Raw genomic sequence first — 24,674 nt, forward strand, 5'->3', positions numbered from 1 at the left:
TAAAATTTGTCTTTTTGTATTGACAAAACAATTAAATACTGAATATCAAGTTTTTAATCCAAATAAAACAAAGAGAGAATTCAGCTTTAAGTTTAAACTAGTTCCTTTACTAAATTATAAATTCGGAAAAGGAGAATTTTAAATCTAAAGCATTTTTACAAAGAGATTGCTTGCTATTTTATTCGAAATCACCAGTTCGGTATCATTGATTTTAATTTTCAATGATAAATCAAAGGTTTCCTTGGCAAGAACTTCAATTTTAGTTCCTAATCCTATCTGCTGTTTGTCGAGATATTTCAAGAAATCAGAGGAATTGTCCTTTACCCCTACACATATCCCTGTTTGATTAGACAATAATTCAGACAACAGTTGTTTTTCAATGGCTATAATTCTTCCCTGTGCATCAGGGATTGGGTCACCGTGCGGATCTTCTGTTGGATTTCCCAGAAAATCATCAAGCTTATTAATGAGCTGTTCTGATTTAATATGTTCTAGCTGTTCAGCTATGTCATGCACTTCATCCCAGGAAAAATTTAGCTTTTCAACCAAAAAAACTTCCCATAAACGATGTTTCCGCACAATCATTTTGGCCGCAAGCTTTCCATTTTCGGTTAATGAAACTCCTTGGTATTTTTTATAATTCACCAAATCTTTTTCGGCCAGTTTCTTAAGCATATCTGTTACTGAAGAGGCTTTGGTTTCCATCATTTCAGCAATGGCATTGGTACTTACTTCACTATCAAAATTAGCGGTAAGATGGTATATTGATTTTAAGTAATTTTCTTCGGAGAAAGTCATTTTGATTGATGATTTAAAAATTATTATTCCAAAATCTTAATTCTTTTTATTTTTTTACAATCAGCAAAGGTATTACTATTTTATGTCTCAAACGGTCAACAGTGGTTCCAAAAAGCAAATCCTTCACCCCTGTATGTCCATGAGTACCCATAATCAAAATATCAAAAGTTCCTTTATTAACAAGCTTCGGAATAACTTTGGTTGGTTTCCCAAAACCTAACAGCGTTTTTACCTGAAAACCTTTTTCGCGGAACATAGATTTGTATTCTAGCAGTAAGGTTTCGTCTATGGTCGTTTCATGATCGTCAATCTGTTTGCCGTACATCATCGCCCCAACCGATTCAACCACATGAATCAAAGTATATTTTGCATCTTTGCCACCCATCTTGAAAGCATAGTTAAGCGCATTTTCATCGGCAAAAGAAAAGTCAACGGTAATAGCTATATTCTTATTATCCTGAACTGGAAATTCTTCAAATTTCAAATTCATATTATGTGGTGAATGATTTTCGATATTCAGTCTAGCTTTAGAAAAGAAAGGCTTTATGACAATATAAAGCAATAAAATCAAAAAGCTAAAAGCCAAAGGAACAACAGTAAACCAAAGAACAGCCGGATTATCTGAGGTTTCCAGCCAGCCTTGAATTTCAGAAAAAACCAATTTGGCATTAAGCGAAACAATTATCACTGCAATTAACCAAGCTGTGATTTGAGTCAGTTTACCAATATGAAATCCCTTCATTTTGGACTTATCACTCACAAAATGAATCAGCGGTATAATCGCAAAGCCCAGCTGAAGACTCAAAATAACCTGACTCAGCACCAAAAGTTTTCCTGTAACGCTTTCACCATAAATCAAAATAACCACTACCGCGGGCACAATCGCAATCAAACGGGTCAAAATACGGCGCACCCAAGGCTGGATTCTTAAATTAAGATAGCCTTCCATAACAATCTGTCCAGCCAATGTTCCTGTTACCGTAGAACTCTGCCCGGCAGCAATCAAGGCAACGGCAAACAAAACAGGTGCCCATTTTGTTCCCAGCAAAGGCTGCAGAAAACGATAAGCATCCTGAATTTCGGCAACTTCATGCATTCCATGTTTGTAAAAAGTGGCTGCAGCCAAAATTAAAATAGCTGCATTTACAAAAAATGCCAGATTCAAAGCGATAGTAGAATCAATGAAATTGTATTTCAAGGCCTGCTTGATTCCTGCATCGGTACGGCTGAATTTTCGGGTCTGTACCAATGACGAATGCAGATACAGATTATGAGGCATTACCGTTGCTCCAATAATACCAATTGCAATATAAAGCGCCGATTCATTTGGCAGCGAAGGAATCAATCCATAAAGCACCTTATCTATTTCGGGCTGGGCAAATACCATTTCGAATATAAATGACAATCCTATAATCATTACCAATGCAATGATAAAAGCTTCCATTTTCCGTATTCCTTTATTGATCAGAAAAAGCAGCAGAAAAGTATCCAGAACTGTAATCAATACTGCTTCTATCAGCGGAATCCCAAATAATAAATTAATCCCGATCGCCATCCCCAAAACTTCTGCCAGATCACAGGCTGCAATGGCAATTTCAGCCAAAAAATAAAGTATATAGTTGATAAAAGGAGAATAAGTTTCCCTGGAGGCTTGTGCCAAATCGCGCTGAGTTACAATTCCGAGACGTGCACTTAAACTTTGCAAAAGCAATGCCATTAAATTACTCATCAGTAAAACCCACAATAAGGAATATCCAAACTGGCTTCCGCCAGCAATATCGGTCGCCCAGTTACCGGGGTCCATGTATCCAACGCTTACTAAATAGGCCGGACCAAAAAAGGCCAATATTTTTTTGAAAACTGTTTTTTTATTCTGGGTTGACACCGATTGGTGTACTTCTTCAAGAGACTTGGACATTTTTAATCTTTTAATAAACAAATATATAAAAATAACTTTACACCAATAAAATTATTTTTTTAGCTTTGTCTAAAATTTAATTTTAACAAAATGAAAAAAATATTTTTATTCATCACAACACTTATACTCTCTTCTTCCTATTCACAGGAAAAAATATTAATAACAGGAGTGATAATGCATAAAACCAATCCAATTGAAAAAGCTCTCATCGAAATAAACGGAACTCAATACTCAACAGAAACAGACAATCAAGGCATTTATACCTTTCAAAATATTCCAAAAGGTGATTATAAAATACAAGTAACTGCCACTGGATATAAAACACAGAGAAGAAACTTGTCCATCAAAATGCAGGAACCAGTTCAGCTTGATTTTCAGCTGCACCCAGATGAAAACGAACTCAACGAAGTCGTAGTTTCAGGAACTTTAAAACCCATAAAAAGACTCGAAAGCGCAGTTCCTGTCGAAGTATTCACTCCAGTTTTCTTCAAGAAAAACCCAACTCCAAGTATTTATGAAGCCCTGCAGAATGTAAACGGAGTCCGGCCACAGCTCAACTGCGGCGTCTGCAATACGGGTGACATCCACATCAACGGACTGGAAGGCCCTTATACATCGGTAATGATTGATGGAATGCCTATTGTCAGCAGTTTGTCCACAGTTTATGGATTATCAGGAATTCCAAATTCATTGGTCGAAAGAATCGAAATCGTAAAAGGTCCAGCTTCTTCTCTGTATGGAAGTGAAGCCGTGGGCGGATTGATCAACATTATTACCAAAAACCCAAATAATGCTCCGCAGTTTTCTGCCGATGTATTTACAACGGCTTGGCTGGAAACTAATGCCGATTTAGGAATGAAATTTAATATTAAAGAAAAAACCTCATCCCTGTTAGGAATCAATTATTACAATTACGGACAGACTATTGACAATGATAACGATGGATTTACCGATGTAACAGCACAGAATAGAATTTCGGTTTTTAACAAATGGAATTTTAGCCGTACGCAGAACAGATTATTTACTGTTGCTGTCCGAGGAATGTATGAAGACCGCTGGGGAGGCGATGTCCGCTGGGAGAAAAAATACCGCGGCGGTGATGAAATTTACGGCGAAAGCATTTACACCAAACGAGGCGAACTTTTAGGAAGTTATCAATTACCTGCAACCGAAAAACTAATGCTTTCCTTTTCGGGAACGATGCATTTTCAGGACAGCCGTTATGGAACGACTTCCTATATTGCGAATCAAAAAATTGGTTTTCTGCAGCTGACTTGGGACAAGAAAATCCAAAATAGTGATTTACTTGCCGGAATCGCTTCACGTTATACTTATTATGATGACAACACAGCGGCGACAGCAATTTTAAGTGAAAACAATCCCGAAAAAACATGGCTTCCAGGGATTTTTCTTCAGGATGAAATCTCTTTCAGCGAGAAACACAAAATACTGCTTGGCATACGATACGATTACAACTCCATTCATGGAAACATTTTTACCCCGCGCTTTGCTTATAAATTAAAGATTAATGATAACAATATTGTGCGTTTCAATGCCGGAACCGGTTTTAGAGTAGTCAATTTATTTACCGAAGATCACGCCGCCCTCACAGGATCACGCGAGGTGGTAATTACCGAAGATTTAGATCCGGAAAAATCTGTTAATGCCAATTTGAATTACATCAAAAAAATATACTTTCCAAACGGAACATTTTTAGGGATTGAAACCACCGCCTTTTACACCCGTTTCAGCAACAAAATTGTATCGGATTATGAAACCGATCCAAACAAAATCATTTACCATAATATTGACGGATATGCATTGAGCCAGGGAATCAGCTGTAATGCGGACATCAATTTTACCAACGGATTGAAATTCATTTTAGGCGCAACGTATATGGATGTTTCCAATGTAGAAAACGGAATCAAAACAAGGCCTTATTTGACCGAAAATTTCACGGCAACCTGGAGCATTTCGTACAAAATTAATCCGATAAAGCTCTCCATTGATTACACCGGAAACTGTTACAGCCCAATGAAACTGCCATTATTAAGCGACACTGATCCCAGAAGCCCTGACTCTCCTTGGTACAGCTTACAAAACATACAGTTTACCTATGCCGGATGGAAAAATTTTGAGTTGTACGCCGGAATCAAAAACCTGCTTAACTTTACTCCTAAGCAAAATAATCCGTTCCTGATTTCCAGAACAGAAGATCCCTTTGATAAAAATGTACAATACGATTCTAACGGAAAAGTATTGGTAACTCCCAATAATCCCTATGGTTTAACATTCGACACTACTTATGTTTACGGCTCGAATCAAGGAATCAGAGGTTTCTTTGGGCTTCGTTATAATTTGTTTTAAATGAAAAAAGTACTTTACATATTATTAATTTTCTTCTGTACAATGCCATCTGGTTTTGCCCAGTTGAAAATCCATACTTTCGAAGAAATCGAAAAATTATCCAAGGAAAAACCCAAACCAATTGTAGTTTTCATTCATACCTCTTGGTGTAATTACTGCAGAATGATGGAAAACTCCACTTTCAAGAACCCCGAAATCATTCAGCTTTTAAACTCAAATTTCTATTTCATTTCGTTGGATGCCGAAAGCAGGAATGATATTCAATTCAATAATCATACTTTCAAATTCAAGCCAAAAGGTCCGAATACTGGAATTCACGAACTCGCCACTGCCTTGGCCGAAATTGATTCCCAAGTAGTTTATCCAGCGTTTACTATTCTGCAGGATGATTATTCCGTTGTATTTCAAAAGCACTCTTTTTTGAATACCAAAGAATTAGTCGCTATTCTGGAAAAGACCAAATAATTCCTTTTTAAAAAAAGTTCTCAAAATCAGCACAAAACATCTTATAAAACTATAACAAAACTTTATAATTCAAACCCCTATCTTGATTTGAAACTTTGTAACTTTGCAGTTCTAAAAGTTAAACTTAAAATAAAAAATATGTATCCAGAAGAAATGGTAAGACCAATGCAGGCTGAATTGACAACTGCTGGTTTTCAAGATTTACATAGTGCTGACGAAGTTAATAATGCAATTAAATCAGAAGGCACCACATTTGTAGTAGTAAATTCTGTTTGTGGCTGTGCAGCAAGAAATGCACGTCCGGGAGCAATTATGAGTTTAGAAGGCTCAAAAAAACCAGATCATTTAATCACCGTTTTTGCTGGTGTTGATAAAGATGCAGTAAATGCCGCAAGAGAGCACATGTTCCCTTTTCCTCCATCATCTCCAAGTATTGCTTTGTTCAAAAATGGTGAATTGGTTCACATGCTGGAGCGTCACCATATTGAAGGACGTCCTGCAGAAACTATTGCAGAAAACTTAAAAGATGCTTTCAACGAATTCTGCTAAGCATAAATAAATTATACTATTTAAAAAATCCGGCAATTGCTGGATTTTTTTTTTCGTTTCCATACCTATCAGGACTATGCAAAATGAGTTTCCAAATACAGTTTCTTATAATCACTTTTTAGAATTAATACAAAGTGTTCGCAGCTGCCCTTTGATTACCCAGCATACAAAAAATTATCGCAGATTAAAAGCACTATTGACAAATCGCAATTAATCAGTTGAATTTCTTAAGGCTCTGCCTCGGAGTAATTCATTATTAAAAACAATACCTGTAATTATTTTTTCATTAAATTAGTTCATTAATAATTCATTAAATTTTTTGGTACAAAAAAGATTCTTTTCTTTTTACAGACAACTAACAGCCTTTTCAGTAATATTAAATTTCGGGATTATGTCAAAATCGAATAAAAAAGAACCTAATGACTTTGAAGAAAATCTAATTGACTTTAACTCTTTGAGTAAAAAAGAATTAATACAGCGGGCAAAAAAATTCTCCAAGCAGTATTGTGTAGGCGATGGTGACAATTTCAAATTAAAAGATTATGAAACCAAAGCCAGTTTCAATCTGGGAGAAGAAGGAAAACCATTGGTAAACCAAACCCTGCAAATGGGAGTTGATGCCTTGGCAGCCATGCAGGAAGTGCTGTATGCCCAAGATAAATGGTCTTTGCTTCTTGTTTTTCAGGCAATGGATGCCGCGGGCAAAGACGGGGCCATCAAGCATGTAATGTCTGGGGTGAATCCGCAGGGATGTCAGGTTTTTTCTTTTAAAGCGCCGAGTTCCGAGGATTTGGATCATGATTTTTTATGGCGGTGCCAAAAACATTTGCCGGAACGAGGCCGCATCGGGATATTCAACCGTTCGTATTATGAGGAAGTACTTGTAGTGCGCGTACATGAACAAATTTTGAAAAGCCAAAAAATCCCCGAAAAACTGGTCACCAAAGATATTTGGGACGAACGCTTCCATGACATTCGAAACTTCGAAAAATACCTGACCAGAAACGGAACAATAGTTCTAAAATTTTTTCTGAATGTTTCCAAAAAAGAACAGAAAAAAAGATTTATAGAACGAGTAGACGATCCGGACAAAAATTGGAAATTCAGTACCTCCGATGCCAAAGAAAGAGGCTATTGGGACGATTATATGCACGCTTATCAGGAACTGATAAAAAACACTTCCACTAAAAAATCTCCATGGTATGTAATCCCTGCCGACAACAAATCCTATGCCCGTATTGCAATAGCATCGGCAATTATCACAGCACTGGAAGAAATGGATTTGGAATACCCAAAAGTTAGTGCAGAAAAAATAGCCGAATTGAATGCCGTTAAGCAAGCATTATTGGACGAGAATGACTAGTATAGCCTCTAAACTTTTTCCTCCGGCGGTCTGGATTAAAGAATATAATGCCAAAATTCTAAAAAGCGATTTTATTTCTGGAATCACGCTTGCCGCGTATGGTATTCCTGTGTCACTTGCCTATGCCACACTCGCGGGACTGCCTCCGCAATATGGAATTTATGGTTACCTTATTGGCGGTTTATTTTATGCCCTGCTGGGAACCAGCAGACAGCTTGCTATTGGGCCAACATCGGCAATTTCATTATTGATTGGCACAACCATAGCCAAGATGGCACACGGAGATATCCAGCGATGGGCTGATATTGCTTCGCTCACCGCGCTCGTATTTGCAGTAATGGCAATAGCCGCATATCTACTGCGGCTGAGCGGTATCATCAATTTCATAAGCGAAACTGTTTTGGTTGGTTTCAAAGCCGGAGCAGCCATAACCATAGGTCTGACACAGCTCCCAAAATTATTTGGTGTAAAAGGCGGTGGTGATAATTTTATTGACCGAATAGTCACTCTTTTCAGCCAATTGCCGTACATGAATACTGCTGTCTTTATTTTTGGAATAGCTGCAATTATCATTCTTATTCTTGGCGAAAAAATGGCTCCAGGCCGTCCTGTAGCAATTCTGATAGTCATTTTATCGATAATACTTATTTCGACTACGACATTAGGAATTCATGGATTTAATACTGTTGGTGCCATCCCCACGGGTCTGCCGGAATTTAATGTGCCTACACTTCAAATCAAAGATGTCGATGGTGTACTGCCTCTCGCTATGGCCTGCTTTTTATTGTCTTATATCGAAAGTGTTTCGGCAGCGAGAACATTGGCACAAAAAAACGGATATGTCATCGATCCCCGTCAGGAGTTACTGGCACTTGGAATTGCTAATGCAGCTGTTGCCTTTGGACAGGGATATCCTGTTGCCGGCGGATTATCACAGTCGGCAGTAAATGATACTGCTGGTGCCAGAACTCCTTTGTCACTGGTATTTGCTTCAATAACAATTGCGTTCTGTCTGTTGTTTTTAACAGGTTATCTTCAAAATTTGCCAACGGTGATTTTAGCATCTATCGTATTGGCGGCTATTAGAGGCCTTTTTGATTTTAAAGAAATACAGCATCTTTACCGAATAAACAAACAGGAATTTGGCGTAGCGATGATTGCGTTTATTGGTGTGCTTATTTGGGGAATCCTGACGGGCGTTCTGCTTGCAGCCATAGTAACTTTACTGCTGCTGATAAAAGCAACTTCAAAACCAACAGTAGCTTTTCTTGGCAGAATTCCCGGCACTAAACGCTACACTGATATTGAAAGGCATCCTGACAATGAAAACCTCGAAGGAATACTGATTGTAAGGGTGGAATCATCAATATTCTATTTTAATACCGAATACATCAAGGAATGTATTTGGGAAAAAATCTACAGTGAAGCCAGTAACTTAAAAACGGTAATTTTAGATCTCAATTCTTCTCCCCGCATTGATATTTCGGGAGCCCGATTCTTAAAGAATCTCTTTATGGATTTGAAAACCATGGATATTTCACTAAAAATTGCCGAAGCACGCGCCGAAGTCCGCGACAGTCTTCGCGCTGAGGGCCTAGAAGAGCTTTTGGGACACATCAGCCGTTCAGTTTCGGTGGATGATTTGGTAGTTGTTGCTATACAAAACAATAATTTGACTGTCCGCAAATAATACCATGTTCTTTTTTTCGCCGCTGATTACAAAGATTCTCACAGATTTCATTACTATTTTTTTAAAAAATCTTTGTAATCAGTGGCTAATTCGATCTGTTAGGTATTAGTTAATGATAGTCATAAACAATAATACAGCACAGAGAATTGTTAGGCATAATCTACATTGTTTGAATAATGAAAATTAATGTTTCAACGGTTATTCTGGATTCTTCTAAAAAGCACAAATGCTGATTTATAGCCCCGATCGAAGTGGAAATCCTTTTGTAGAGACGGGTTTCAAACCCGTCTCTACAAAAGATTGCAATGGAAAGCGGGAGGAATGTTTATAAAAGTACCTAATGTTTCTGCTCCTAAAAAAATTAACGTCTTTAAAATGTTATAAAGCAAAAAAGCTACAGGTTATGTTCAACCTGTAGCTTTTGTTTTTTTAATAATAACAGAAAATTTAACTTAATAAACTAGTAACTAAGAATAAGATAAGTAAGCCTATAGCGATGTATTTTGTGTATTTTGACATTTTTTAATTTTATTAAAGATTTGTAAAGCGTTCAAAAGAATGAAAAATAAATTAATATTCCAAAGAAAATGTATTTATAAATATTCCATTATTTTTAATCAAAAAAACCAGCTGGCGACAAAAATAGCCGTAATCACACAAACCACATCCACCAGAAGCATTGTACCCAAAGCGTAACGGGTATTTTTGATATTTACCGAACCAAAATAAACGGCAATTACATAAAAAGTACTTTCGGCACTGCACTGAAAAATACTGCTTAATCTGCCAGTCATGGAATCGGCGCCAAAAGTATTCATCGAATCAATCAGAAATCCTCTTGAACCTGCTGAACTAAATGGTCTGAGCAAAGCTACCGGCAGGGCATCGGTGATTTCTTTGCTTACGCCCATATTCGAAAAAGCAAAAGCAATCCAATCACTGATAATTTCAAATAAACCGCTGTTTCTAAACAATGAAATCGCTACCAGCATTCCTAAAACATAAGGAAAAATAGTAACTCCGGTTTTAATCCCATTATTTGCTCCTGAAACAAAAGCTTCAAAAACGGTGGTTTTCGCTTCTGTAAATTTCTTCTCTTTTATAAATGAAAATACCAAAGTAAAAGCAATAATTCCCACTAAGATTAAAGCCGAAAGATTAGAGGTAAAGTAATTTTTCCCGATTAAATCCAAGTGGTTTACATACATCAGCAAACCAACAATTGCAGCGATTAATCCCATCAGTACCACAACCAGAGAAGCACTTTTGAAATTTATTTTCTGTCTGATTCCAACAATAAGGAATGCGGCAATCGTACCAATAAACGAAGTGATAATGCAAGGCAACATCACATCGGCTGGGTTCGTGGCATTTGCTGCCGCGCGATAACCAATGATTGAAGTCGCAATTAATGTCAATCCTGAAGCGTGGAGACACATAAACATAATCTGTGCATCGCTCGCACGATCTTTTTCGGGATTTATTTCCTGCAGGCTTTCCATCGCCTTTAGTCCAAAAGGCGTTGCGGCGGAGTCCAATCCCAAGAAATTAGCAGCAAAGTTCAATGTCATATACGAAATAGACGGATGATCTTTTGGGATACTAGGAAACACTTTTACAAACACTGGACTCAATAATTTTGCCAGTTTCCCGGAAGCGCCGGAAATAATTAAAAGTTCCATCAGTCCGCAGAAGAAGGCCAGATAAGCAATAAGCGGCAAAATTAGATCAAGTAAAGTACTCTTACACGTTGGCAGTAGACCGTCTGATTTTTGAACTCCGCTGAAGATTTTTACGGTTTTGTTTTTATAAACATAAGTCGTATCAGCATTCAGCGTATCACGATTGATAATCATCGTCTGATCCGTTGCTTTCTTGATACTGTCTCTGATAAAAGCAGGAACCTGTTCAATATATTTTTCAGAAATTAAAACAGGATCGTCTTTTTTTCCGTTCAAAACATAATCTATGGTATACGTATTGGCAGTAAACAGACTGACAACAATAAAGACAATCGATGAAATAAAAATAACTAACCAGAATCTGCTTAATACCATAATTTATATTTTTTGTAAATATAATAAATCAATCGCAATGAGAAAGGCAAAATCAATGGCAATGACAATTGCAAAAATCAATAATAAAACTCAATTATTGAAACTGTCATTGAATTTTGTCATTGATATTATTTTTTAAATCTTATTGTCTATTAAACTCTTCATAAATGAAGATGGATTTAGATAAAAAACTGCTAAAATTAAAAACTGACCGCTCAGTCAAAATAATTTTTCTAGAAAACACAGTACTTTGAGTTAGAATATATCTTTTTTGGAAAATAGTGACATTAGTAATTTTTACCTTCTCTTAAAGAGCGGAATCAATTTATTCAATACTAATTTTGGTTTCCAGATAATCTTCAAAAGGTTTTACCGCTTCAAAAAGAATTGCTTTATTAGTGTCATCAATCGGAGAAAAAAACTGTGTTTCGATTTTTACATGATCTTTTTTGAAGGTTCGTTTCCAGTCTCCAATGACTTTTCCGTTTTCGAGAATAATAGGTTTAAAAATGCCATTGTTCGTAAATGCTTTTGATTGATGTTCCAATGGTATGGAAGCTTCCCTATTTTTGTACGAAATCAAAATCTCATCAAAAGCCGGCAGAAAATGTACGCTCTCACGAAAGTTATCCGCATTCGGCATATTTATTCCAAACCAGTATTTCTGATTATCTATTTCAACCGAATTCAGTTCTGATTCAATTAAATTAATCGCCAGCTTTGCAACAGTCTTCGAAAAACCAGACCACCACGAAAAATCAAGCAGAGTCGCCGGTCCGTGGCTTTCAAAATACCGCTTTGCTAATTTAGCTAACGCCTCTTCTTTGGTCAAAGCTGATTTGGGTTTTGGAACGCGTTCTTCAAGCAGTGCATAGGTGATTTTTTTGCCTTTCATCCTGCCGTTACAAACCAAACCATCCAGTTCTGCATTCATCATAATAATAACGGGAGATAAGTCACCCGAAGCCTTTTGAATATTAAGCTCCTGCATGATTTCATCCCGAGTTAGATGATTATTTCCAGCCAAAAGTTTTTCGATAGCCGAGTTAACCTGATCCAGTTTCTTATCATCATAACCGTGCTGTCTGGCCATCGAAGCAAAAAGACGTTTAACCACTGGTCCTGAAATATCGAGCATCCAGTAAATATCATCAGCAGAAACAAAATGCCACGTTGGACGAAGAATGTGTGTCCGTATAATTTTACCTGAATTAACCGCTTCTTCAACTTCTTTTTCAGTCGCGCTGCCTCTAGAACCAACTGCCCATTTTGCCATAGCATAATCCTGCGCCTGTACTGCACCTAAATGACGTACTATATCCTGAGCTGACTTGTCATTTGTTTTTAAAAGATTTTGAGAAGCAAGCCGATAATTTGCAATTTCGTGATGGGTCATTTAAAACAAAAATTACACGTGAATAATTTCCTCTTCGATCAATAAATCTTCTCTTCGAAGGCGGAGAAAGATCTGTGCGACAGCAATTGTGTCCTTTTCGCAGTAAGTGACTATTCGGTCAATGTCTTTTTCAACATAAAAAACATGCCCTACCTGACTGCCGTCGATATCACCTTTGGGAGAAGGAATTCCGAGGACTTTACACATTAATTTTAAAGACGTAAAATGTTTGTAATCGCCAAATTTCCACAATTCCAAAGTATCTAAATGCGGAATCTCCCAAGGCTTTTTGCCAAATAAATTCAGCTTATCGGGAATTGGAATCTGATTGATGATCATTCGGCGTGCCAGAAACGGAATATCAAATTCTTTGGCATTATGACCGCACAAAATATGCTGTGGTCCGTTGAAGTGATTATTCAGCAGGTTATTGAAGTCTTTCAAAAGTTTCGGCTCATCGCCAAAAAAAGAAGTTACCCTGAAATTCCGGATATCCCCTTTAATAACAAAAAAACCAACAGAGATACAGATAATCTTTCCAAACTCAGCCCAGATTCCAGCTCGGTCATAGAATTCTTCTGCAGTAAAATCATCTTTTCGCTGGTATTGGGTTTTTTGTTCGTACAAAACCTGCATTTCGGAATCCAAAGTATTGAAATTTTCAGTTTCCGGTACAGTTTCGATATCTAGAAAAAGGATGTTGTTGAGATTAATTTTTTCGATCATTTTTTAGACTTTCATTAGACAACTTAGATTTGTAGACTAAAATCTGCAATAGTAAAAATCTAAGATAGTCTAATTATCTTATAATCTAAAAGTCTAACCTAAAATAAACTTTGTTGAGTAGTTGGATTTTCGTGCTCCAAAAGCCATTTTTTTCGCCATAATCCACCTGCATAACCTGTAAGCGAACCGTCAGTTCCAATTACCCTGTGACATGGGACTACAATCCAGAGCGGGTTTTTTCCATTTGCGGAAGCCACGGCACGAATCGCTTTTACGTCTCCTAAAATTTTGGATTGTTCCAGATACGTTCTGGTTTTTCCGTATGGAATTTCCAATAAGGCTTTCCATACTTTTTGTTGGAATTCGGTTCCTTTTGGATTGAGTTTAAAGTCGAAATCTATTCTTTTGCCTTCGAAATAATCGTTGAGTTGAGTAACAGCTTCTTGTAAAACTTTAGGAATTGTTGAAGAAACTGCTCCTTCATCCAAAACAGAAATTTCAGAAATACCATTTTCATTGCCTATAATTTTAGCAATTCCTAAAGGAGTTTTTATGGTGACAATTTGCATAAATTAAAATCGTATTTATTTTAAATAATTCCTTTACTGATATTCGATTGTGGTAATATTTACTATTTCGTTATCCTTTTTTTCAATTATTTTTACAGGATAGTCATCAGAATTATATTCGTAATCATAGGTAAAATTATCACCTTTTATATTTTCTTCTAAAACATTGTTTCGTTCCGAATTTATTAATTTTAAGTAGGGTTTAGGAAAAATTAATTCATAGCTATTTTTTTTGGTATCATAGGATTTATAACTATCACTATAAGAATAATTGTTTACAATATAGATTACTTTAACCAAATGCCCTTTTTTGTTATACTTACATTTTCTCGTTTCTAATACTTTTTTATCTTTTACAATTCGGACTTCTTTAAGCTGATTTAATTTATTATAAGTGTAATGTTCCTCCGTTTGTATGCCGTTTTCAGTCTCTATTAATTTTGTAATTAAGTCATTAGTATATTCAAAACTAAATGTAAACGCTGAAGCTTCAATATCTTTATATTTAAAATATTCATAATGAATCTCATTCAATTTGTTATCTTGATATTTAACTGTTTCTTTTTCAATCACATCACCAGCTGGTGAAGTTGTTATTATTGAAGTAAGTTGTTTGTTTTGATAATTATACTGAATTATTTCTTCGCTATCAACAACATTCTTTATGTAGTCTTTAGAAATTTTTTTGGAAACTTTAATCTGATTAGTTATTCGTATCGTATCCAAATTAATTTCTTGACTATACCCATAATTGAAAGTCACAAATATTATAATAAGTAGTAGGTTACTTTTTTTCATTATTTTAATATTTTTTGCAACTTTAAATTTGATTTAGGCATAAATGTAGATAAATTTTATGTCAATAAAAAAGCAATTGCCCTTTGACCTATTTCTGAATTTTGATTTTTAGGTGTTGCCAATAAAATATCGGTGAAAAGGTTAATTTTCTTGAGTTCTACAAAACCTAAATCAGGATCATTATAATTTTTAACCACATTTGTAGGCACAATCGAAATGCCCAAACCATTTTTGACTAACTGGATGATCGACGAAATATTATTGGATTCATGCACCACTTTTGGTTCAAAACCATATTGCGCACAAATCTGCAGTAAAACATCATAAAAGTACGGCGCGTAATCTTTATTAAAAAACACAAAAGTCGCTTCTTTCAGCTTTTCGAGTTCCTCCTCAGCGGTAATACTGTATTTATTGCGGTTAAAAACAATAGAAAAACTGTCCTTAAACCACAATTGAGAGTCAATTTTGGACGAATAAAGAGGTGCCCGAATGATTCCCAAGTCAATTTTCCCGTCTTCCAGAGCTGCAATCTGCTTAACCGTTGGCACTTCATATAACCGAAAATTGACAAAAGGATATTTTTCGGACAAAAACTGCAGCAGCTTAGAAATATCTCCCGAGAAAGTGGAGCTCACATAGGCAATCCGAAACTCACCGCTTTGATTCTCGCTTATTCTTTTGGTTTGAATATTGATGCGTTCTATGTTTTTCAATACTCCGCTCATTTCTTTTTCATAGAATTTACCAGCTTCGGTGAGAATGACCCGTTTGTTATTTCGCTCAAAGAGCTGCGCGCCGATTTCGGTTTCCAATTCCTTGATCTGCCGGCTCAACGGCGGCTGTGAAATAAATAATTTTTCGGCAGCCCGAACAAAACTGAGTTCTTCGGCTAGTTTCAGGAAATATTTAATATGACGGAGTTTCATAAATACCTATTAAGTATTAATTATTGACAAAATAAGTATTTTTAAGTCATATATAAAAATAATAGGTTTGTAAAACAAAAGAAAACAATCATGGAAGAAATTTGGAAAGACCGATGGAACGAAAGATACAGCAGCGAACAGTTTGCATACGGAAAGGAACCTAATAAATACCTGAAAAATGAATTAGATAAACTAAAATCCGGAACCATTCTTTTTCCAGCTGAAGGAGAAGGGCGCAATGCTGTGTATGCAGCCAAAAAAGGCTGGAACGTTTTTGCATTCGACATCAGTTCGGAGGGAAAAAGGAAAGCATTACAACTTGCCGATTCCAATAATGTAAAAATCAGTTATGAAATTGGCGAATTAGAGACAATGAATTATGAAACAGGTCAATTTGATGCAATAGCTCTTATTTATGCTCATTTTCCTGCGAACATTAAATCACAATATCACAGGATTTTGGATACGTATCTGCGAAAAGAGGGTGTTGTAATTTTTGAAGCTTTCAGCAAAAAACATCTGGAATATGTTCAAAAAGATGCGAAAGTTGGCGGTCCAAAAGATATTGAATCGCTATTCTCCATCGAAGAAATACAGTCTGATTTTCCAGATTATGATTTTGAAGAATTGACAGAAATAGAAATTGAACTTAACGAGGGAGAATTTCACAATGGAAAAGGATCGGTAATACGATTTGTGGGACGAAAAAAGTAAAACTTACAGCTATGAAAAAATCAACAGTAAATGAAATCAAGAAGCGATTTGACAACGATGTCGAACGTTTTGCAAATTTAGAAACAGGCCAGGTGGCAACAATGGATGCCCAAATATCATTGGAACTTTTAACCTCAGCGTCAAAAGCAATAAAGCCAAAAGCAGTAAATGTTCTTGATATTGGATGCGGAGCAGGGAATTATACTTTGAAAATGCTTTCGAAAATACCCAATTTGAACTCTGTTTTGATTGATTTAAGCCAAAATATGTTAGACAAGGCACAGGAACGTGTTTTAGCAGCAACAACGGGGAAAGTAGAAACAATACAAGGCGATATCCGAGATATAGAATTGCCAAGAAACCATTTTGATATCATTTTGGCTGGAGCCGTTCTGCATCATTTAAGAGAAGACTCCGATTGGGAGTTTGTTTTCCAGAAATTATACAACAGTTTATCGCCTGGAGGCTGTCTGATGATTTCAGATTTGTTAGTTCAGGATCATGAAGGAGTAAACCAAATGGTGTGGGAAAGATATGCTGATTATTTGACACAGCACGGAGGTCAGGAATACCAGCAAAAAGTCTTTGATTACATTGAGATTGAAGATACACCAAGATCAATGACCTATCAATTGGAATTAATGAAGAAAGTCGGTTTTTCAAGCGTAGAAATTTTGCATAAAAATGCCTGTTTTGGGGCTTTTGGAGGGATTAAATAGACTTTCAAACATTAAGTGACTAATCAGTCATAAGCGCGCGAATGTTAAAAAACACAAAACCATCTCATTTTCAGGGATGGTTTTGTTATTTTGGTATTCACTAGCCAAGATGGTTCAATTGTTTTCACAATTGCCTTTTATGCGGGGTTCGCCATAAGATATAGTGGACAGCTGGATTAGCTCCTGATCATCCAAAAAACTCAGGTTGAAATTATTTTAGATTCGAATTGATATAAGCTTCAACCGCTTTTAATTCTTCATCAGTAAAATTTTTGGTAATTGCCAAATTAGCCTGCATAACAGGAAATTGAGCAGGGTCAACGATAGCTTCACTTTCACCTTTTAGAAAATTGACAAGATTGCCGTTTTTGTCTTTGTAGATTTTGGCAATGTCCTGAATACTTGGCCCAATCACTTTTTGACCCACTTGATGGCAAGAGATACAATTTCCTTTCCCTTCGAAAATTTCTTTTCCTAATGCTTCGGGAGATTTAACTTCTGTTGTTGTTTCTGTAGGTTTTCCAAAAGGTTCCTGACTTTCTTTTTTACAAGAAAGAAAAGTCAAAAAGGATAATAAGAATACTAATTTCTTCATTTTTTATTTGTTTAAAAGGATGGCAGCTTCCTTGGCAAAATAAGTCGAAATCAAGCTTGCTCCTGCTCTTTTGATACACATTAACTGCTCCATCATGATTTTGTCATTATCCAGCCATCCTCTTTCGGCGGCGGCTTTGATCATTGCATATTCGCCCGATACGTGAAAAACCGTTACTGGAACATTCACGGCGTTTTTAACTTCACGAACGATATCCAAATAAGCGATTCCAGGTTTTACCATAACCATATCAGCACCTTCTTCAACATCCCAAAGCGCTTCTTTGACAGCTTCGATTCGGTTCGCATAGTCCATTTGGTACGTTTTTTTGTCTTTTGGAACCACAACATCAGCTTCCCTAGGCGCACTATCCAATGCATCACGGAAAGGCCCGTAAAATGCAGATGCATACTTAGCCGAGTAACTCATAATTCCAACATTGTAGAAACCTGCCTTATCTAATCCTTCACGCAAGCGTAATACGCGTCCGTCCATCATATCGGAAGGAGCTACAAAATCGGCTCCGGCTTGGGCGTGCGAAACGGCCATTCTTACCAGAGCATCGTTCGTAGCATCATTTTCGACATCGCCATTGCTAATGATTCCGTCGTGACCGTAAATAGAATATGGATCTAAAGCCACATCTGGCATTACAATCATTTCCGGACAAGCCGTTTTGATCGCACGAATTGCCTGTTGCATCAATCCGTTTGGATTCCAGGCTTCTTTACCTGTGTTGTCTTTTAAATCTTCGCTTACTTTTACGTAAATATTGACTGCACGAATACCCAAAGTAAATAATTCTTTTACTTCTTCCACCGTCAAATCTATCGAACGTCGAAAAATTCCTGGCATTGACGGTATTTCAACCTTTACGTTTTCGCCTTCGGCAATGAACATCGGGAACATAAAATCGGATGGGCTTAATGTGGTTTCACGAACTAATGAACGGATTGATTCGTTTACGCGTAATCTTCTGCCTCTGTGTAATGGGAACATATGATTTGTGATTTTAGATTGTTGATTTATGATTTTAGATTTATTTTAGATTGAAGAAAATTATTTGTGCTTTGGATTTATATCTTAAATCAAAAATCGTTAATCTTCATTCTTAAATCTAAACCCAATTAACTGGTGATTCTAATACCTTAATTAATTTTTCTTCTACGCTTTCCGCTTCCGGATGATGATCGTACACCCACTGCACATGAGGGGGTAAAGACATTAAAATACTTTCAATTCTTCCGTTGGTTTTTAAGCCGAATAATGTGCCTTTGTCGTGCACCAAATTGAACTCTACATATCGGCCTCTTCGGATTTCCTGCCAGGTTTTTTGTTCTGGTGAATATGGTAAATTTTTTCTTCTTTCTACTATCGGAATGTAAGCTTCTAAGAAACTATTACCAACTTCAGTTACAAAGTTAAACCAATTTTCCATACTCATTTCGTCAGTAGCTTTGCAATAATCAAAGAATAAACCTCCAATTCCTCTGGCTTCGTTGCGATGTGCATTCCAAAAATAAACATCGCATTGCTTTTTGTATTTTGGATAAAACTCCGGATTGTGTTTGTCGCAAGCAGTTTTACACGTTTGATGAAAGTGTTTTGCATCTTCTTCAAACAGATAATAGGGCGTTAAATCCTGTCCGCCGCCAAACCATTGCTGGATTACATTTCCGTTATCATCATACATTTCGAAATATCGCCAGTTCGCATGAACCGTTGACACCATAGGGTTTTTTGGATGCAAAACCAAACTCAGTCCACAGGCAAAAAAATCGGCTTCGCCTACGTTGAATAATTTTTGCATACTGTCTGGTAATTTACCATGAACAGCTGAGATATTTACACCGCCTTTTTCGAAAACGGCTCCGTTTTCAATCACGCGGGTTCTTCCTCCTCCGCCTTCCGGGCGTTCCCAAAGGTCTTCTTTGAATTTGGCCTGACCATCAACAGCTTCTAATCCTGTTACAATTTGGTCTTGAAGGTTTTGTATGTATTGATAAAATTTGTTTTTCATTTATTCTTGCTCTAAATAAATATCCCCATCAGGATTTATGAGTTTAATAGTTTTATATCCTTTCTTAGAAAATTCTGCCTCAAAATCCAAACAATCTCGCATACATCCACCAAAAGGTCCTTCTACATAATACTTTCCTGTTGAATCGGTATATAAAATGTATGGATCTCTTTCAATATGAAAATATTTTACACTATCAACAGGTTTATTCGTTGTTTTATCTATAATAATTCCCGTGCCTACTCTATTTCCTTCACAAGCTATCAACAAAGGAAGAATAACGAAAAAAACAACAAATTTTCTCATAAAGTTTCCCTTTTTTAGTTTATAATTATAAATCTAGTTAATTTTTAATTTAATTTCGAAGCAATAATTTTATTAAAAATTCCAACCGAAAAGGTCTTGCTTTCCTGTTGGATATAATTGTAAATGGCAATTGCTTTTTGTGAAAAATCAAATTGATTGTCTTTGGAAAACGCCACCAAAAAATCAGCAAATAATTCCAACTGATTCCAATCCAGATTAAGGCGCTGTAAGTGAACAACCAATTCTTCTTCCTTAAAATTCTTGAGACTTTCAATATTCATCGCCAAGTCTTTCAAGTCATTTTCGAGATAAAGTAAGTCTTCCAAATTCCAAAACTTAGGCACATAAACCAATGACATTAGTTTTTTTAGCACATTGTCAATGCGGGTACTTTCTTTGTCTCTTAAGCCTTTGTTTAACATTTTTTTATTGGTTGTTGGTTATTAGTTGTTAGTTGATAGTCGTAATGAGATTCCCAACAACTATCAACTAACAACCGTCAACTATTGACCGTATTCCTTCACCGCATCAATAAACGCTTTGGCATGATCTACAGGAATATTTGGTAAAATTCCATGGCCAAGGTTTACGATGTATTTGTCTTTTCCGAATTCGTTAATCATTTCGTGTACCATTTTCTTGATAGTCGGAATTGGCGAAAGCAATCTTGACGGATCAAAATTACCTTGTAAAGTAATATTGCCACCTGATAAATAACGGGCATTTCTAGCTGAACATGTCCAATCTACACCAAGTGCCGAAGCTTTACTTTTTCCCATATCGTTTAGGGCAAACCAGCATCCTTTTCCGAAAACAATAACTGGAGTCACTTCAGCCAAAGCATCAACGATCTGGTTAATATATTTCCAAGAGAATTCCTGATAATCAACCGGAGAAAGCATTCCTCCCCAAGAATCAAAAATCTGAACGGCATTTACTCCTGATTTTACTTTTTCCTTTAAATATAAAATAGTGGTATCCGTGATTTTTTGCAATAAAGTATGCGCTGCTACTGGGTTTGAAAAACAGAATCCTTTGGCGGTATCAAAACTTTTTGAACCTTTTCCTTCAACAGCATAACAGAAAATTGTCCAAGGCGAACCTGCGAAACCAATCAAAGGCACCTCATCATTCAGCATTTCTTTGGTCAATTTAACCGCATCAAAAACATAACCCAAAGTTTCATTTACATCTGGAACATAAACTTGATTAACTTGTTCCATCGTGCGAATTGGATTTGGAATAATTGGACCCAAATTGTCTTTCAATTCTACGTGAATTCCCATCGCTCTTGGCACAACCAAAATATCCGAAAACAATATTGCAGCATCTGGACCAATTATTCGGATAGGCTGTACTGTGATTTCGGCAGCCAATTCAGGAGTTTCACAACGGGTGAAAAAATCATATTTGTCGCGCAAAGCTCTAAACTCTGGCAAATATCTTCCAGCCTGACGCATCATCCAAACCGGCGGGCGTTGTACTGTTTCTCCTTTTAATGCTTTTAAAAATAGGTCGTTCTTAATCATTGTTTTCTTGCGTTAGGCTTTAAGCATTAGGCTTTAAGCATTTTTTGTTTGTCTAATTTTCTTGCTTATGGCTTATTACCAAAAGCGTATTGCTATTTATATTCTTCGATCACATCCTCAATCACATTTTCTATAGTTGGCTGGTCTGCGATGATGATGTTTTTTGTTTTATTCTCCAATGCTGATGCGGTGGTTTCGCCGATGCAAAAGCACATTTCTTTTTTGATTATATTCTCTTTTAGAAAACTCTCAATTCCTGAAGGACTGAAAAACAAAATAGCATCTACAGAATTTTTTATTTTATGAGGTGTTAAAGTCGTTTCGTAAACGTTGATTTCGTTAAAAACTACTTCAGCTTCTTTCAACGCATTTGGCAATGTGTCTTTTCGAAGGTTTCCGCTAAAAAAAGTAAAAGTTTCTGATTTGTAAATCAAAGTGATGATTTCGGCTAAATCAGAAGCGTAACCCGTATAAGCTACAACTTCAAAACCATTATCAGTCAGTAAATTTTTGGTTTTCAAACCAACACAATACACTTTTTTAGCTTTTAATTTTTCTAAATCAGGATGCTGTAAAATGCTTTCTACTGCATTTTGACTGCTGAAAATCAAACTTTCATTTATGTTTTTTAAATCAAAAGATTTGGTTTTGACAGTAATAAAATCATTTTCAATTAGCTCAAAACCCGCATCAGTTAGAGGCTTCTTTTGATAATCGGCAAGTATTTTGGTTGATAGTATTTTCATAATTTGGGAAACCGAATTATTTTTTCAAAGTTGCTTTTATGGTTTCCATCAATTTGGCTCCGCCATTATCCAAAATCTCTTTGGCACAATTGAAACCTAATTTTTTCCATTCGCTGACATCTACTGTTTTTTCGATTTCCAACTTCTGTTTTCCATCAATAGACAATAAAATTCCTTTAAAAGTAAAAGTATCTTCTAATTCAGAATAAGTTGCCAATGCTCCAATTGGCGCGGTACAGCCACCTTCAAGAATTTTCAGAAATTGTCTTTCAATGTGTGTGCAGACTTCCGTTTCGACATCATTCAGCTGAGAAACCGCATCCAGAACAAATTCATCATTGGCCATAGCCACAACTACCATCGCACCCTGAGCAGGAGCAGGAATCATCCAATCCAAATCTATAAAATCAGTCGGTTTTAAGTTGATTCTTTCCAGACCTGCAGCTGCGAAGACAGCTCCGTTCCAGTCGTTATCTTTTAATTTTTGCATTCTAGTATTTACGTTTCCACGCAAATCAACTACAGTATGATTGGGATATTTATTAAGCCACATTGCCTGACGACGCAGACTTCCTGTGGCAATAGTTCCGCTAGTTTCCAGAAAATCAAGATTCCCTTTATGAACCAAAATATCCAAAGTATTGGCTCTTTGCAAAACTGCCGATTGTACAATTCCGATTGGCAAAGCTGTTGGAACGTCTTTCATCGAATGCACGGCAATATCAACTTGACCGTTAATCATTGCAATATCTAATGTTTTGGTGAAAATTCCTGTGATTCCCAATTCGTACAGCGGTTTGTCAAGAATAATATCACCTTCCGATTTTACGGCAATGATTTCAGTTTTATACCCTAAATCGTTTAGTTTTTTTTCTACTGTGTGAGCTTGCCAAAGCGCTAATTCACTATCGCGTGTTCCAATTCTGATTGTTTTTTCAGCCATTTTTTGTTTTTTTACCATTAAGATATTAAGGTTATTAAGTCTACTTTTATAAATACAAACTTAATTTATCTTAATCCCTTAATGGTTCATTTTTTAGCCATCAAAACTTAATTTTCTTAATATCTTAATGGTTCAATTTTTTAATTAAATTGGTTAAACTATTTAGTAACCGTTTCTATTTGAAAAACTTTTTGAATCCAATCGATGCTCTCATCTACCATAGTATCTTCATTTTTAAGATGGTTGGCAAAATGGGTCGTGATTTTTTGGATGATTCTTGAACTGATGATTTCGGCTTGTTCTTCGTTGAAGTTGGAGATTTTTTTGCTTTGAAAGTCCAATTCTGAATTTTTGATTGTGTTCAGCTTCTCTTTCAGGGCGTTAATCGTTGGAGCAAACTTTCTAATCTTTGTCCAGGCGACAAATTCCTCCTTTATTTCTTCAATAATAGCCTCAGCAGCTGGGATATGGGCTTTTCTGTTTTCCAACGTCTCGTCAGTCATCTGCGACAAATGATCCATGTGAATCAAAGTCACGCCTTCAAGATCTTTGACGTTTTCGTTAACGTTTTTTGGAATCGATAAATCCAGAATCAGTAACGGTTTTTTCAAATTTAGAATGGCTTTGTCGATAGTCGGGTTTTGGGCTCCCGTAGCTACCACAACTACATCCGCTTTTTGAAGTTCGATATGCAGTTCGGAATAATCCTTAACAATCAGATTCAGTTTTCCGGCCAATTTCTCGGCTTTGTCTTTGGTTCTGTTGATTAAGGTAATGTGCTCGTTTTTGGTGTGTTTTACTAAATTCTCACAGGTATTTCTTCCGATTTTCCCTGTTCCGAAAAGTAAAATGTTTTTGTTTCCAATGTCCGGAACATTTTTGATAATATACTGAACCGAAGCAAAAGACACCGAAGTAGCGCCCGAACTGATTTCGGTTTCATTTTTGATTTTTTTGCTAGACTGGATTACCGCATTGACTAATCGTTCCAAAAAAGCATTAGACAAACCCATTGCTCTGGCTTCCGCAAAACCATTTCGGATTTGGCTGATGATTTCAAAATCACCCAGAATCTGACTGTCCAAACCGGTTCCAACTCGGAATAAATGCGAAATCGCTTCTTGGCTTTTATAAACATACGCTACTTTTTGAAAATCCTCAACTGTTCCGTTGCTGTTCTCGCAAAGTAATTTGATTAATTGATAAGGGTGTTCGGCATGCCCGTAAATTTCGGTTCTGTTGCAGGTAGAAGTCACGAACAAACTCTGGATTCCTTCGTTTTTTGCCTGTTCCAGCAAACGTGTTTTTGCTACAGTATCGAGGCTAAATTTGCCTCTTGTTTCTGCATCGGCTTTTTTGTAGCTCAATCCGATGGAGTAAAAAAACTGATGCTTCGAAACGTTATGATTTTCCATATATTCACTTTCATATAAAGTATTACAAAACTATTACTATCGTTTTTATAAAAATAACGCTA

24 protein-coding genes are annotated in these 24,674 nt (G+C 36.3%); 7 read left to right on the forward strand and 17 right to left on the reverse strand.

Annotated elements, in window-relative coordinates; genetic code table 11:
* Positions 1-144: 144 nt before the first annotated feature.
* Positions 145-798 carry a metal-dependent transcriptional regulator gene (locus tag IRZ80_RS16905; RefSeq protein ID WP_194642821.1) on the reverse strand — a complete coding sequence of 218 codons (654 nt, stop codon included), beginning with the start codon at positions 796-798 and terminating at the stop codon, positions 145-147.
* A 46-nt stretch (positions 799-844) separates the two neighbouring features.
* Positions 845-2,716 carry an Nramp family divalent metal transporter gene (locus IRZ80_RS16910; RefSeq protein WP_194642823.1) on the reverse strand — a complete coding sequence of 624 codons (1,872 nt, stop codon included), beginning with the start codon at positions 2,714-2,716 and terminating at the stop codon, positions 845-847.
* Between the two features lie 90 nt (positions 2,717-2,806).
* On the opposite strand from IRZ80_RS16910, the gene IRZ80_RS16915 reads away from it, so the two are divergent.
* From IRZ80_RS16915 to IRZ80_RS16935, 5 genes are all read left to right on the forward strand, one after another.
* A complete protein-coding gene (locus IRZ80_RS16915) occupies positions 2,807-5,083 on the forward strand; it encodes a TonB-dependent receptor (protein ID WP_194642825.1) in 2,277 nt (758 codons plus the stop codon).
* On the forward strand, positions 5,084-5,548 hold the full coding sequence (locus IRZ80_RS16920) for a thioredoxin family protein (protein ID WP_194642827.1): 465 nt from the start codon (positions 5,084-5,086) through the stop codon (positions 5,546-5,548).
* A 138-nt stretch (positions 5,549-5,686) separates the two neighbouring features.
* Positions 5,687-6,097, forward strand: coding sequence for a BrxA/BrxB family bacilliredoxin (locus IRZ80_RS16925; RefSeq protein WP_194642829.1), 411 nt, complete (start codon positions 5,687-5,689; stop codon positions 6,095-6,097).
* A 391-nt stretch (positions 6,098-6,488) separates the two neighbouring features.
* A complete protein-coding gene (locus IRZ80_RS16930) occupies positions 6,489-7,460 on the forward strand; it encodes a polyphosphate kinase 2 family protein (protein ID WP_194642831.1) in 972 nt (323 codons plus the stop codon).
* Complete coding sequence (locus IRZ80_RS16935; RefSeq protein WP_228520940.1) at positions 7,453-9,150, forward strand: SulP family inorganic anion transporter; 1,698 nt, start codon at positions 7,453-7,455, stop codon at positions 9,148-9,150. Before IRZ80_RS16930 ends, IRZ80_RS16935 begins: the two co-directional genes overlap by 8 nt.
* A gap of 617 nt (positions 9,151-9,767) precedes the next feature.
* Here the strand turns inward: IRZ80_RS16935 and IRZ80_RS16940 are convergent.
* From IRZ80_RS16940 to IRZ80_RS16965, 6 genes are all read right to left on the reverse strand, one after another.
* Complete coding sequence (locus tag IRZ80_RS16940; protein WP_194642834.1) at positions 9,768-11,207, reverse strand: nucleoside recognition domain-containing protein; 1,440 nt, start codon at positions 11,205-11,207, stop codon at positions 9,768-9,770.
* A gap of 325 nt (positions 11,208-11,532) precedes the next feature.
* Positions 11,533-12,603, reverse strand: coding sequence for a winged helix DNA-binding domain-containing protein (locus IRZ80_RS16945; RefSeq protein WP_194642836.1), 1,071 nt, complete (start codon positions 12,601-12,603; stop codon positions 11,533-11,535).
* Positions 12,604-12,615: 12 nt separating this feature from the next.
* A complete protein-coding gene (locus tag IRZ80_RS16950) occupies positions 12,616-13,329 on the reverse strand; it encodes a 3'-5' exonuclease (protein WP_194642838.1) in 714 nt (237 codons plus the stop codon).
* 98 nt (positions 13,330-13,427) lie between these two features.
* Positions 13,428-13,898, reverse strand: coding sequence for a methylated-DNA--[protein]-cysteine S-methyltransferase (locus IRZ80_RS16955; protein WP_194642840.1), 471 nt, complete (start codon positions 13,896-13,898; stop codon positions 13,428-13,430).
* A gap of 33 nt (positions 13,899-13,931) precedes the next feature.
* Positions 13,932-14,696, reverse strand: coding sequence for a hypothetical protein (locus IRZ80_RS16960; protein ID WP_194642842.1), 765 nt, complete (start codon positions 14,694-14,696; stop codon positions 13,932-13,934).
* Between the two features lie 56 nt (positions 14,697-14,752).
* Positions 14,753-15,625, reverse strand: coding sequence for a LysR family transcriptional regulator (locus tag IRZ80_RS16965; RefSeq protein WP_194642844.1), 873 nt, complete (start codon positions 15,623-15,625; stop codon positions 14,753-14,755).
* Between the two features lie 90 nt (positions 15,626-15,715).
* Between IRZ80_RS16965 and IRZ80_RS16970 the strand changes: the two genes are divergently transcribed.
* Positions 15,716-16,339 (forward strand): class I SAM-dependent methyltransferase, encoded by a 624-nt coding sequence (locus IRZ80_RS16970; protein WP_194642846.1) that lies wholly within the window; start codon positions 15,716-15,718, stop codon positions 16,337-16,339.
* A gap of 11 nt (positions 16,340-16,350) precedes the next feature.
* Complete coding sequence (locus tag IRZ80_RS16975; RefSeq protein ID WP_194642848.1) at positions 16,351-17,058, forward strand: class I SAM-dependent methyltransferase; 708 nt, start codon at positions 16,351-16,353, stop codon at positions 17,056-17,058.
* A 211-nt stretch (positions 17,059-17,269) separates the two neighbouring features.
* On the opposite strand, the gene IRZ80_RS16980 is transcribed toward IRZ80_RS16975, so the two are convergent.
* The 9 genes from IRZ80_RS16980 to hemA form a co-directional block, all read right to left on the reverse strand.
* On the reverse strand, positions 17,270-17,653 hold the full coding sequence (locus IRZ80_RS16980) for a c-type cytochrome (protein WP_194642849.1): 384 nt from the start codon (positions 17,651-17,653) through the stop codon (positions 17,270-17,272).
* Between the two features lie 3 nt (positions 17,654-17,656).
* Entirely contained in the window at positions 17,657-18,652 is a 996-nt protein-coding gene (hemB, locus tag IRZ80_RS16985) for a porphobilinogen synthase (protein ID WP_194642851.1), read from the reverse strand.
* A 118-nt stretch (positions 18,653-18,770) separates the two neighbouring features.
* Positions 18,771-19,673, reverse strand: coding sequence for an oxygen-dependent coproporphyrinogen oxidase (gene hemF, locus IRZ80_RS16990; protein WP_194642853.1), 903 nt, complete (start codon positions 19,671-19,673; stop codon positions 18,771-18,773).
* On the reverse strand, positions 19,674-19,979 hold the full coding sequence (locus IRZ80_RS16995; RefSeq protein WP_194642855.1) for a hypothetical protein: 306 nt from the start codon (positions 19,977-19,979) through the stop codon (positions 19,674-19,676). It lies immediately after the preceding gene.
* A 44-nt stretch (positions 19,980-20,023) separates the two neighbouring features.
* Positions 20,024-20,401, reverse strand: a complete 378-nt coding sequence (locus tag IRZ80_RS17000) for a hypothetical protein (protein WP_194642857.1) — start codon at positions 20,399-20,401, stop codon at positions 20,024-20,026.
* 81 nt (positions 20,402-20,482) lie between these two features.
* A complete protein-coding gene (gene hemE, locus IRZ80_RS17005) occupies positions 20,483-21,508 on the reverse strand; it encodes a uroporphyrinogen decarboxylase (protein ID WP_194642859.1) in 1,026 nt (341 codons plus the stop codon).
* Between the two features lie 92 nt (positions 21,509-21,600).
* Positions 21,601-22,254, reverse strand: coding sequence for a uroporphyrinogen-III synthase (locus IRZ80_RS17010; protein ID WP_194642861.1), 654 nt, complete (start codon positions 22,252-22,254; stop codon positions 21,601-21,603).
* Between the two features lie 16 nt (positions 22,255-22,270).
* Positions 22,271-23,197 carry a hydroxymethylbilane synthase gene (gene hemC, locus IRZ80_RS17015; protein WP_194642863.1) on the reverse strand — a complete coding sequence of 309 codons (927 nt, stop codon included), beginning with the start codon at positions 23,195-23,197 and terminating at the stop codon, positions 22,271-22,273.
* A gap of 158 nt (positions 23,198-23,355) precedes the next feature.
* Entirely contained in the window at positions 23,356-24,612 is a 1,257-nt protein-coding gene (gene hemA, locus IRZ80_RS17020) for a glutamyl-tRNA reductase (protein WP_194642865.1), read from the reverse strand.
* Between the last annotated feature and the right edge of the window lie 62 nt (positions 24,613-24,674).

The sequence above is a fragment of the Flavobacterium sp. HJJ genome, from assembly GCF_015351475.1.
GTDB lineage: Bacteria > Bacteroidota > Bacteroidia > Flavobacteriales > Flavobacteriaceae > Flavobacterium > Flavobacterium marginilacus.